This window comes from Streptomyces sp. NPDC051064, from assembly GCF_044455985.1.
GTDB lineage: Bacteria > Actinomycetota > Actinomycetes > Streptomycetales > Streptomycetaceae > Streptomyces.
In genome coordinates, this window is the sequence record NZ_JBITFK010000007.1 from 406354 (window position 1) to 418567 (window position 12214).

Here is a 12214-nt window from a genome sequence, read left to right on the forward strand (position 1 = left end):
ATCGTAGGCCATTCGATGCCCTAGGGCATACACTTCAAAGGTCAGCGCCGCGTACAGCCTTTGAATATGCCCCTGAAGTTGAGCTACGGCGCCTGGATCGAAGGAGAGCGCTGTGGCCGAGCCGACAGTGGTGGGACGCACGCGGGTCTCGCTCGTCCCCGACGTGTCCCGGTTCGGCCCGGAGCTGCGCGAGAAGCTGCCCGACGCTGTTCGGGAACCCGCGCGCCTCGCCGGCCGGACCGCCGGGGTCAACTTCGGCGAAACGTTCCAGAGCACGCTCGACAAGCTGAAGCCCCGCATCAAGGTCGGTGTCGACCTCGACGACGCGCTCGCCAAGACCCGCCTCGGAGAGCTGACCAAGGCGCGCACGGCCAGCCTGAAGATCGACCTCGACGACAAGGCCGCGGTGGCTGGCCTGGCGAAGCTGACCACCGACCGCACGGTGAAGATCACAGCGGAGCTCGACGACAAGGCCACGAGTACCGCAATCACCAAGCTGATCGCCGACCGGACCGTGAAGGTCACCGCGTCCCTCGACGAGGCAACCGCGAAGGCGGCACTGACCAAGCTCACCGAAGGTCGCACGGTCAAGCTGACCGTGGATGTGGACAGCAAGGCCGCCGAACTCGCCCTGGGCAAGCTCGCCCGGGACAGTGCGGTGGACATTGCCGTCTCCGCGACGATCAACGATGCGGCGTACAAGAAGGTCGAGAAGGCCCTCGACAAGCTGACCGCGGACCGCAACATCACCATCCGGCCGCAGGTCGATACCAGGGTCGCTGCGGATGAGCTGCGGAACCTGTCACGCCGGCAGCGGGTACGCATCGGCGTCGACGTCGATACCCGGGTGGCCGCCGCGGACATTGCGAACTTGACCCGGCGCCGCATGGTCGGCGTCACCGCGAACGCGAACACGGCCGCCGCAGCCACGGCGCTCACGTTCCTGACCCGCGACCGCACGACGAACATCCGTGTACGAGCCTCAGGCCTGACTGCCCTTACCGCCACCCTGGGGCGCCTCGGAGGGGGCGGTGGTGGCGGCGCAGGTGTGGGCATGATGTCCAACCGCATCGTGGCCCTCGGTGCGGCAGCACTCCTGGCGCTGCCGCAGGTTGCCGCCCTGGGGTCCGCCATCGCGCAAATGGGGCCGCTGGCCGCACTGGCAGCCCCCGCGATTCTGACGCTGGGCTCCGTGTTCGCCGCAGTCAAGATCGGTGCGTCCGGGGTCGGCGACGCGATCAAAGCGGCGTTCGCTGACACGTCGGGCGAAGCGAAAGCCGCAGCGACAGCCACCAAGGGCGTTGAGGCGGCGCAGCGCGGCCTGGCCAACGCCCAGCGCGGTGTCACCGACGCTGAACGCAACCTGTCGCAGGCGCAGCGTGCGGCACGCCAGGTGCAGGGCGAACTATCCGCTGCGCGCAGGCAGGCAGCCCGCGACCTCGAGGACATGAACGCCAGGCTCCGACAGGGAGCCCTGGACCAGAAACAGGCAGCCCTCGACGTCGAGCAGGCCGAACTCGACCTGCAGAACACCCGAACCGATCCGGCCGCGACGCAGCTCCAAATCCAGCAGGCCCGCCTGTCCCTCGACCGGGCCAAGGCCTCCGCCGAGGAGCAGTCCAGGCAGCAGAAGCGCCTCCAGGTCGACACGGCTGCGGCGAACAAGGCCGGGGTGTCCGGGTCGGATGCGGTGGTGCAGGCCCAGGAGCGGATCCGGGCGAGCAGCGAGCAGGTGGACGAGCAGCAGCGGGCCCTGGCTGACGCCCACCGCGCAGTCGCGGACGCTTCCAGGGCTGTGGCTGACGCCCAGTCCAGTGCCGCGGCCCAGACATCGAAGCTGGACCAGGCGATGGCGAAACTGTCGCCCAACGCTCGAAGTTTCGTCGGGACGCTGCAGTCGCTCGCCCCGGCATGGAGGGCACTCAAGCTTGATGTTCAGGACCGGCTGCTCGCCGGACTCGGCGAACGGCTGCGGCAGGTGAGCGGGCAGGCGCTGCCGGTGTTGCGCAGCGGCCTAGCCGGTACGGCCGGGGTGTTGAACACGATGGGGAAGAACGCCCTCACCGCAGTGGGGAACCTGGCGAAGACGGGCCAGCTGAAGGGCGCGTTCGACGTCGTCAAAAACGGGCTCAGCAACATGTCCCGCATACCCGGGCAGCTCGTCACCGGGCTTGGTCAGCTCACCGTTGCGGCCGGCCCGGCTTGGGACCGGATCACCGGCGGCGCCGGTGAGGCCATGGACCGGGTCATGGACAAGCTCGCCAAGGGCCTGGAGAACGGCAAGCTCGAAGAGGCCATCAGTACCGCGCTGGATGTTGCCGTTCAGTTCGGCGGGGTCATCGCTGACGTCTTCGGGATTCTGAAGAACGTGATGGGCGCCGCCTCCGCTGCGGGCGGCGACTTCTTCGCCGTGATCGGGCAGGCACTCGAGGAGATCCGTCGGGTTACCGCCCTCCCTGAGGTCCAGGCCGCACTCAAGTCCATTTTCACGGCGCTCAACGCCGTAGCCGGCCTTATCGCGGGCACCTTGGGTGCGGTCATTCAGGCGGTCCTGCCACTTTTCGCCGCTCTCGCACCGGTGGTCACCAGCCTCGCCAAGGCCCTCGGCCCGGTCTTGGCGCAGCTGGCGCAGGCGCTCGGTGACGCTCTCATGCCGATCATCACGGCGCTACTCCCGGTCGTCACGATGATCGGCCAAGGGCTCATCGACGTCGTCACCGCCCTGATGCCGCTCCTGAAGCCGATCGGCGACCTGATTGCTGCGATCATCGGCGCCCTCGCCCCCGTGCTGCAGGTCATCATCGACGTGATCGTTCAGGTCGTCGGTGCGCTCGTCGGCCCGCTGACCTCCGTCATCCAGTCACTGATGCCCGTCGTGGAACTCCTCGGCGGCCTCATCGGCGACGTCCTCCTGGCCCTGATGCCCGCCATCACTCCACTGGTCGGCATCATCGCCCAACTCGCCACCATGTTCGCCGACCTCGCGGCATCCGTGCTTGCGGCCCTGCTCCCGGCCTTGATGCCACTGATCCCAGTGATCGTTCAGGTCGTGGGGATCCTCGCCGATCTCCTCGTTGCCGTACTGACACCGCTAGCTCCGGTCATCGCCCAGGTCGGCGGGGTCATAGCTCAGATCCTCGTCATGGCCATTGGGGCGCTGGCCCCGATCCTCGCCTCCGTCGCAGGCCTCTTCGCCGAGCTGCTGCCCGCGCTGATGCCGCTGATCCCGGCGATCGTGCAGATCGTCATGGCGGTCCTTCAACTGCTGCCGCCGCTCCTGGAACTGCTGGTGCTGGTCCTGGAGCCCATGCTGCCCGTCATCACAGACCTGGCGACCCTGCTCGTGGGGGCGCTCGGCGGGGCACTGAGCTTCCTCATCCCGATCGTGGTCACTGTCCTCGGCTGGTTCGCAAGCCTCGTCGAAGGCGTCGCCTGGGCCGTCGGAAAGATCATCGAGGGGTTCACCTGGCTGTACGACGTCCTTCTCGGACACAGCATCATCCCGGACATCGTCAACGGCGCCCTGCAGTGGTTCACCGACCTGCGGGACAAAGCGGTCCGGATCTTCACCTGGATCAGAGACAAGATCAAGGAGAAGTGGGACAACCTCTGGCAAGGCATCAAGGACACCGCCCGCGATGCGTGGGGTCTCGTCCGTAAAGGCTTCGACAAGTTCGCTGACGGCCTGACGACCGCTTTTGACACCCTCAAGAAGGGCCTTGGGAAGGTCTGGGACGGGCTGAAGGGCCTAGTCAAAGCCCCCATCAAGTTCTGGATCGAGACGGTCTACAACGACGGAATCCGAAAGGTCTGGAACGCCACCGCGGCAAAGATCCCGGGCGTCGACAACTTGGACAAGATGCCCCTCCCCAAGGGATTCGCCCGCGGCGGCGTCCTCCCCGGATACAGCACCTACCGGCAGGGCGACGACCAACTTGTCCCCATGCGCCGCGGTGAGGGCGTCTACGTCTCCGAGGCCATGCGCGACCCCTACGAAAGGGCGCGCCTCCACGCAGTCAACGCCGCAGCCATGCGCGGCCAGTCCCTGCGAGCCTTCCGCGGGTTCGCAGAGGGCGGCATCTTCTCCGGCATCAAGAACGCCGTCGGCAACGTCCTCTCCAAGGGTGCCGACGTCGCCCGCGGAGGACTTGCCGACCTCGCCACCGCCGCGTTCAAGCCCATCAAGTCCGGCATCACGAAAACCCTCGGCACGAACAAGAACACCTACCAGGGCATGATCGGCGCCGCACCGATCGGGTTCATCGAAAAGGCCATCGAGTACATCCGCGGCAAGGACATCGTCGAAGGCACCGGGGACTGGCTGAAGCCGGTCAGTGCTCCGTATGGGACTCCCTTCGGGAAGAAGGGCTCGATGTGGTCGTCCGGCCAGCACACGGGCCTGGACTTCCCCGCGAAGACGGGGACAAGCATTCGGGCGGTCGACAACGGGCAGGTCCGCACGGCAGCGTCCAGCGGCCCGTATGGGCAGCACATTGAGGTCAACCACGGTGGCGGCCTCTCCAGCCTCTACGCGCACATGTCGGCGATGGTCGCCAAGGTCACCGAGGGTGTCACCCGCGGCCAGGTCATCGGGAAGGTCGGGGCGACAGGCAACACCACCGGCCCGCACCTCCACCTGGAGGCCCGACAGGGCGGCAAGGCGGTCGACCCGATGCGCTACCTCGAAGGCGGCACCGGCGGCGAGGCCGGGGCCGGCGTCGAACGGTTCCGTGGAGTAGTCACCCAGGCGTTGGGACAGGTCGGCCAGTCCCTGTCCCTGGTCAACACCACGCTGCGCCGCATGAACCAGGAGAGTGGCGGCAACCCGCGCGCGGTCAACCGCAACGACATCAACTGGATCAACGGCACGCCCAGCGTCGGGCTGATGCAGGTCATCAAGCCGACGTTCGAAGCGTTCGCCGGTAAGTACAAGAAGACAGGGCCCAAGCTGTACGGCGTCAGCACGGACCCGATGGCGAACGTGTACGCGTCGATGCGCTACGCGCTGAAGACCTACGGGTCCCTCTCGGCGGCCTACAACCGGATCGGCGGGTACGCCCAGGGCGGCATCATCGGCGGGGCGGTGCAGGTCTACACCGGGCTACGCCGCGGCGGGTACGCATCGGGCGGGATCATCCGGGTCGGCGGAAAGAACATCGACACCGGGCCAATCAAGGCCAGCGTCGGCGGGGACTTCCTCAAACAGCTCACCGGCACCGCATCCGCGATCAACACGTCGATGACACGGGTCGCCACCGCACTGAAGAACGCGTTCAAGGGCGTCCGGACAACCCTGGACGACAAGCTGATCAAGGCCGTGCAGGCGCAGAACAAGACGCTGCAAGCCCTGTCGAAGCAGCGGGACGCCCTCAGAGAAAAGATCACTGACGCGAAGGCGTTCGCAACGGAGACAGCCGGCAACGCCAGCAGCTTCGCCTCCCTCACGAGCCTCCCCAACAGCGGGCTCCCGTTCGGCGCCGACGGCATCCTCAACGGGCTTCAGGTCCGGCTGGGCCAGCTCACCTCATTCAGCAAGAACCTCGAGATCCTAGGGAAGCGTGGCCTGTCCAAAGAGCTGATCAGCCAGATCATCCAGGCAGGCCCAGACCAGGGAGCCCCCTACGCGGCGGCCCTCGTCAAGGCCACCGACGCCCAACTGAAGAGCATCAACGCTACGCAGGCGGCGATCGGGAAGGCCACCACGTCCTACGGGCAGTCCGCAGCCAACGCCATGTACGACGCAGGGGCCATGGCCGGCAAGGGCTTCCTGTCGGGGCTCGTCGCCCAGGAGAAGGCCATCGTCAAGGCGATGGCCGACCTGGCGAAGAAGGTCCAGTCCACGATCAAAAAAGAACTGAAGATCAAGTCGCCGTCTCAGGTGCTGCGCGCCCTCGGCCGGTTCACCGGACTCGGCTACGCAGGCGGTGTCCGCGACACCATCCCGCAGACCGCCCGAGCCGCATCAGCGATGGCCAGCGTCGTCCGCTCCACCACCGCCGCAACCTTCGCCCGCACCGAGGTCAACAACACCAGCACCCAGGGCGGGGAGCGGCATCTGACCTACAACGCGCTCGTCCGCGAAGCCGCGTCCCGGCGCAGCATCCTCGACGCCCTCGCAGCCGACGAAATGCTCCATCGGACCGCCGTAGTGGGGACCCACTGACATGCCAGAGCCCCGGTCGCGCGTGCAACCGGGGCTCATGTCGTTCAGTTGTGCGGTGCCTCCGGTCCGGAAGGGGCGATGAACCCTCTCACCGGCCGTGGTTCCTGCGGGTCACGGGATTCCGGTTGCTGCCCGGCTTCCCATGCCGCGACTAGGTCGGCGTACCGCGGGTCGATCCACTCCTGGTCCATGAGGGTACCTCCTGGGTTCAGGTGTATCAGTCCGAACATGGCCCTGCCCGCACCCTGGCCGCCGCCGACCTCGGGTACGGGCAGGGAGCTCAGCTCCAGTTCCGCCGGTCCGGGTCCGCGTACCAGTCGTGGTGAGCCCCGCGGTGCCCCGGGCCCAGGGTGCAGCGCCCGCCGCCCTTTGGATGCTTGGCCCAGCAGTAACCGTGTGGATGCTTGGTCGTCGAAGCCATCAACGAGCCCTCTCTCCGGCGTCGCAGCGCGGGCAGGCCCAGACCTCGGTGTCCATGACGTGGGCGCCGTCGCGGTCACGGATGGTCCCCGCGGACACAGCGCCAGTCGTGAGTAGCTCCCTGCACCAGACGCAGGCGCGACCCTTGGTCTGGTCCCAGGTCAGCGTCTCCAATCGGGGCAGCACGCGAGTCTGAGAGCCGCTCATCGGGGCAACGCCCCTTCGGGGAGCAGCCGGTACAGCACCGGGGTGCTGTGCCGCTTAGCACACACCTCGTGGGCGAATACCGACGTGCCGGTCCCGCTAGAAGCGATGTGTACGCGCACGCACACATCAGCCCCGGGCTCCGGGCAGTACGTGCACTCTCGGTTCATGCGCTCACCCCTGGTGTGGTCTGTGATCTGGTCACACCAGGGTCAGGGCGGTGTTCGGGAATCAGGGGTGCACTTTGCACCCCTACCTCAGGCGGCGAGCAGGCCGAGCTTCACGGCAAGGTCGGATGCGCGGCGCCGGCGGTCCGGAGACTTCGCTTCGGTCTCCTCGAGCACGATGCGCTTGGCGTACCCGTTCCACCGGATCGTCTCCGGGGCCGCCTCGTGCGCCTGCGCAAGCGTGGCCAAGGCGACGTCGGGCTGCCCGTCCAGCTGATAGCCGCGGGCCTCCTCGATGCGGTGCCGTGCCCTGCGCGGCCGTGACGGGATCGTGGACGCATCCGCAGCGGCGGCCTGGCGGACAGACTCCCCGCCGGCGTGCAGCTCGACCGCGATCGTCACCGCATGGGCGCCCATGATGGCCCTGCTGAAGCTGGTCACCGGGTGGAAGTACGTCTCCGGTAGCCGCTTCGACATGGCCCGCGCCTCGTCCCAGTGCCGCCACGCTGTGCCCGTATCGCCCCTGCGGGCCGCCGTATAGCCGGTCTCGTGGGTGAGCGCCCCCGTGATGGCGAGCACCTCGTGGCTCGCGTCGGGGAGCAGCGGTGACAGGTATCGCAACGCCTCGCTGGTGACCTGGTCGGCAGCGTCGAAGTGGGTGGGCCCCGAATCGCGATGGGCCTGCGCTGCGAGCCACGCGGCGACACCGATGGTGTGCGGGTCCTCGGATTCCTGCGCGGCGACCATGCCCCGCTCGGCGACCCGCCACAGCAGGGCACTGTCGGGCTGGTACGCGACGAAGAACTGGGAGAGCGAGTACACCTCGGACAGTACGGCTTGCGCCGCCCTGCGGTCCGTGGCGGTGTCGGCCTGGCGGACGGTGGCCTGCGCGTCCCGGATGAGATCGGGGAGCAGCGCACCAACGACTTCACGGTGGTTGGGCGCGGTGTGCCGTGCCGACCACGCCCGGGCGAGCCTGGCCGCAAGGTGTTCAGGGGACGGGGCTTCGTCTGCCGCCCCGAACGGGAACGCGTCGACAGCTGCCCGCACTGCGCCGAGCCGCGGGTGCCCGGGGCCGACGAACAGATCCTGCTGATACGCGCTCTGGTGCCCGGTCAAGTCCGACAGGGACCGAACGCGGAGGACTTCGGCCAGGCGGAGGACGACGTCGAGTTTCGGGATGCCTCGCCGGCCGGTCTCGATCCCCTTCACCCAGATTCCTGAGTGGCCCATCAGTCCGCCTAGTTGATCGCGGGTCATTCCTCGTCGGGTCCGCAGGATGTTGACCCGTTGCCCGAATCGCAGCGGATCGGCATACGGGTCCGGGGTAGCATCGTCTGGCATGGCCGTGCCCCTCCTCTGAACAGCTTCGTCACTGTCAGGGTATGGGGCACGGCCCTTTCTGTGGGCTGCGTCACTTGATCCCGGACACACGAAAGCGCCCCCTGTACGGCCGTTATGACCGTGCAGGGGGCGCCGGTGAAACGAAACGTGTGACGTAATGCGTGACGGATCAGGCGGGGTGGGTCTTGGCCCAGTCGACGAGGTCGGCGAACGCGGCCGGCTCCATGCTGATGCGGGGCCCGGTACGCCGCTTCGAATCCCGGACGAGCACAGTCCCGGGCGGGCGGGCGACCTCTACGCAGCTGCCGGAGTTCGTGTAGCTCGACAGCTGCCAGGCCAGCCCGTTGTCATCCTGCTGCAAGTGCGCTCCTCGCGGCTTCGATCATTGCCAGCGACGCCGCCGGAGTGGCGGCCCGCTCCTCCAGATGATCGCAAGCGTGGGCGTAGATCAGGGTCCGTTCGACGCGATCAAGGATCGTGCCGCCCATGAGGGTTTCGACGAACACGGTGCGGCGGCCAGCCGCGGTGTACAGGGTGAACTCGCCCGCCAGGCCCGCGTGCGTCTCATCGCTGGCAGGGAGTACCCGCACCTCCAGGGACGGCCTGAGAGCCACCAGGTTGAGGATGTGGGCCAGTTGCCCGGCAAGGACGGCCGGGCCGCCCACGGACCTGCTCAGCGTTTCCTCTGCGATGACGAAGCGGGCGCGACGGCTGGCGGCCTGGCCGAGCGTGTCGATGCGGGTGAGCCGGGCGGCGGCGATGGCCTCGACGTCGTGCGGCGGCAGGGCGGGGGCCGAGGAGACGATGGCCGCCCGGGCGTAGGCGCCGGACTGCAGCATCCCGGGGATCAGCGTGGGGTGCCATCCCTGGATCGTGTCGGCCGCGGTCTCGAGGCCGAGGAGCCGTGCCAGGTGCTCGTCCAGGGAAGCGGGTTCGGTGCGGGTGTTCAACGGTTCTCCTTGAAGGCGGTCGGGGTGGGGCGGGCGCCTGCCTGGCGGGTGCGGAGCCAGGCGTTAAATGCGCGGCGGCCGGTGCGCAGCCGCAGGCGTTCACCGCGGCATCGGCGGCATACGTCGGGCTTCCCTCGGCGCTCCCGGGTGCCGGTTCCGTCGCACTTGCGGCAGGGGCCGAACGGGCGGATGGCGCACAGTGCCGCGTAGAAGATGACGCCGGCGAGGAGCAGGGCACTAGCGGTGAGCATGGGGTGCTGTTCCTTCCTGAGGTGGGTGTTTCCCGTTTCCTGGGGGCGCCCCTGCTAGGCGTTAGATGCCTGCTCAGGGGCGCTTTGACCTGCTAGCGGGCCTGCTAGACCTAGCGGGGCGGGGTGCTAGGTCTAGCGGCCCTGCGCGGGGTTAGGCGGCGGCTCGGTCGACGTCGCGGCGGGTGATCGCGGCGGCCACGTCGGCGCGCTTGATGCCGCGCCGGTTCTTGCCTTCGCCCTCGTCGGTCTGCCCCCACACCTGGTCCGTCTTCACACCCCACGGCTTGAGGGCGGCGGTGACGTTCTCGCCCTTCCACCCGGCGTAGGTGTCCGGCCGGAGGACGGTCAGGCGGCCGGCGATCCGCTCGCACCACACGGTCTTCTCGTCGGCGCTCACGACCTTGAGGACGTCGCCCAGAACGTCCATGCCCGCGGACTTCTCGGGGCCCTGCCCGATGGCGTGCCCGGTGATGTTGCCGTAGTCCTCGCGCAGCTGCCGGGCACGGGCTACGACCTTCTCAGCGCCCGGGCCGTCGACGAACGCGGACGCTGCGATCTGCGGGTCGTCGCCTTCGCCGGCCATCCAGCAGATCCCCCGGTCGGAGCGGGAGAACATCGTCGCCCTGACACCGGCCTTGTACGCGCCGGTCCCCAGGACCATGTCGTTGGCCTGGTGGTTCATCACCTTGAGGCAGAACCGCAGGACGGCGTTGGCGCTGATGCCGGGCGGCAGGGACTTGGCGTCCGGGCGTTGGGTGGCGAACATGCCGACCATGCCGAGAGCCGGGCCCCGCTTGGTGATATCGGTGCAGATGGATTCCAGCTCGGCCCCGTACTTCTCGTGCTCGAACGGGACCTGGCACTCGTCGGCGCCGATGACGATCGGGTGCAGGCCAAGGCTCTTGTCGTTGGCCAGCTCCGGCGTCACCTTCGACTCGGGGCAGCGGGACTTGGGCAGGTTGCGGATGACCTTGGCGCGGCGGCGCAGTTCCTCCTTCAGTTCCCGCATGGCGTGCAGGACGTACAGCAGGTCGTCGTCTTCCTCGCCGGACCGGTAGCGGTGCATGACCGGTTCCAGGGGGCCAAGGTCGCCAGTGCCCTTGAAGTCGAATCCGTGCAGCTCAGCACGGGGATCCAGGGCGGCGATGAGCATCAGTAGCCGCAGCAGGAACGTCTTGCCCATGCGGGGAATCGACCCGATGACGACGGACGCGAACATGAGGGTGACGACCATGTCCCGCATCCGCTGGTCGTTGCCGAACACCACCGGCTTGAACAGGTCGACCTGGCCGTCGCTCAGCAGCGGCCACGCGGGCTTCGTCGTCTCGTTCATCGGCTTGTCGCCGACCCATAGGATCAGCCGGCCCTCGTGCTCGTCAGGGTCTGGGGACGGCCACACGCAGCCCAGCTTGCGGCGCAGCCCGGAGGCGAGGGGGCCGCGGGCCTCCATGATGTCGTCAGGGGTCACACCGTAGGGAAGGTCCAGGTCGGCCCGGTATCCGGGCCCGTCGCGGACGATCTCTGACACGAATCGCATGCCGTTCATGTCGCCGCCCTTCTTGATCGCGGCGGAGATCTTCGCGTTCCCGATGGCCTCGAGGCCGCGCAGCACAATGCTGCCGGTCATCTTCTGGACCTCGGTCTTCAGTACGGCAGGCCCAATGACCGGGGCGTCCTTCTCCTGGCCGGCCAGCCCGCACAGCAGCACACCGCCGGTGGCGAACGCGTACAGGAACCCGGGGGCCATGACGTACAGCCACAGGGCGAACCCACTACCGAACACGGCGGCAACGATGGTGACCAGGCCGCGGAGCCGTACACGGTTGGCACGCAGCCGCGACAGGGTCATGTACTCGGCGGCGTCCTCGGCCCGCACGGCAGCTTCCCGCAGGGGTGCGGCTTCCCGGTCCCACACCCAACGGTTGGTGCTGGCGACGAACCGGCAGGCGCCGCGGGGGGCCATGAGGGACAGGCGAACCGAGTAGACCGGAAGGCGCAGCCCGTGAAACAGGGCGGCGTATCCGGCGTTCGCGCCGACGTGCCGGGTGGTGGCCAGGAAGTCGGACCGGGTCTTCAGCCATCCAGCGAGGATGGGGCGCCGCTTCTCCTGCGTAATGCCAGGTGAGGGCAAGTTCGCGTTGTCGACGGCGACCGGGCCCGCACTCTCGGGCAGCTGCTCGGCTTCGGCCGGTACCGGCCCGGTCTTCTGCTCCGGCACGGCGTCGATCGGGAGCGGGTGAAGCTTGGTGAGGGTGTGCCCGTTGACCGGGCCGATCTCGGTGTCCGTCATGCTGGTCTCTCCTGCTGCTCATTGGGTGGCCAGGGGCACGGGGCGGCCGGCTGTCTTGGCGGATGACGGCCGCCCCGTGGTGGAGCTAGGACTGTTCGGCGCGGTGCAGGACGTTCTCGGAGCGGCGGAGCTGCTTCTCGGCGGCGCGCAGGGCGTCTTTCGCGGCGGCCCGGTCCGGCCCCCACTTGCTGGTGCGGACCGCGGCTTTCGCGTCGGCGACGGCCTGGCGGTCCGCGTCCGTCTTGGTCTGCAGGGAAGCGAGCTCCCGGCCGCCGCGCTCGGCGGCCTTGGCGTCGATCTCGTGCATGCGGCGGGTGACCGCGGGGTCGAGGTTGTTGCCGAGGGCCTGGTGGGCGCCCTTCAGGAAGAGGCGGCGGCGTTCGCGGGACTCGGCTCGGGTGTAGCTGTACATGGGGTTCCCCTCG

At 68.3% G+C, this 12214-nt stretch carries 7 protein-coding genes; 1 reads left to right on the forward strand and 6 read right to left on the reverse strand.

Annotated elements, in window-relative coordinates; genetic code table 11:
• Window positions 1-112: 112 nt before the first annotated feature.
• Window positions 113-6163: a peptidoglycan DD-metalloendopeptidase family protein gene (locus ACIBCU_RS26340; protein WP_399234413.1), complete on the forward strand. Its 6051-nt coding sequence runs from the start codon at window positions 113-115 to the stop codon at window positions 6161-6163.
• Between the two features lie 881 nt (window positions 6164-7044).
• Here the strand turns inward: ACIBCU_RS26340 and ACIBCU_RS26345 are convergent.
• From ACIBCU_RS26345 to ACIBCU_RS26370, 6 genes are all read right to left on the reverse strand, one after another.
• Window positions 7045-8298, reverse strand: coding sequence for a helix-turn-helix domain-containing protein (locus ACIBCU_RS26345; protein ID WP_399234415.1), 1254 nt, complete (start codon window positions 8296-8298; stop codon window positions 7045-7047).
• Window positions 8299-8467: 169 nt separating this feature from the next.
• The gene (locus tag ACIBCU_RS26350) at window positions 8468-8659 is read right to left on the reverse strand and encodes a DUF397 domain-containing protein (protein WP_399234417.1); all 192 of its coding nucleotides are present in this window, start codon (window positions 8657-8659) and stop codon (window positions 8468-8470) included.
• Window positions 8646-9248: a DUF5753 domain-containing protein gene (locus ACIBCU_RS26355; RefSeq protein ID WP_399234418.1), complete on the reverse strand. Its 603-nt coding sequence runs from the start codon at window positions 9246-9248 to the stop codon at window positions 8646-8648. The genes ACIBCU_RS26350 and ACIBCU_RS26355 overlap by 14 nt, the downstream gene beginning before the upstream one ends.
• Window positions 9245-9499 (reverse strand): hypothetical protein, encoded by a 255-nt coding sequence (locus ACIBCU_RS26360; RefSeq protein ID WP_399234420.1) that lies wholly within the window; start codon window positions 9497-9499, stop codon window positions 9245-9247. Before ACIBCU_RS26360 ends, ACIBCU_RS26355 begins: the two co-directional genes overlap by 4 nt.
• Window positions 9500-9650: 151 nt before the next feature.
• On the reverse strand, window positions 9651-11789 hold the full coding sequence (locus ACIBCU_RS26365) for a cell division protein FtsK (protein WP_399234422.1): 2139 nt from the start codon (window positions 11787-11789) through the stop codon (window positions 9651-9653).
• Between the two features lie 85 nt (window positions 11790-11874).
• A complete protein-coding gene (locus tag ACIBCU_RS26370; protein WP_399234424.1) occupies window positions 11875-12201 on the reverse strand; it encodes a hypothetical protein in 327 nt (108 codons plus the stop codon).
• Window positions 12202-12214 lie beyond the last annotated feature (13 nt).

Coding starts and splice junctions, on each gene's coding strand:
- ACIBCU_RS26360 (WP_399234420.1), bottom strand. CDS start 9,499: ATGCTCACCGCTAGTGCCCTGCTCCTCGCCGGCGTCATCTTCTACGCG.
- ACIBCU_RS26370 (WP_399234424.1), bottom strand. CDS start 12,201: ATGTACAGCTACACCCGAGCCGAGTCCCGCGAACGCCGCCGCCTCTTC.
- ACIBCU_RS26345 (WP_399234415.1), bottom strand. CDS start 8,298: ATGCCAGACGATGCTACCCCGGACCCGTATGCCGATCCGCTGCGATTC.
- ACIBCU_RS26365 (WP_399234422.1), bottom strand. CDS start 11,789: ATGACGGACACCGAGATCGGCCCGGTCAACGGGCACACCCTCACCAAG.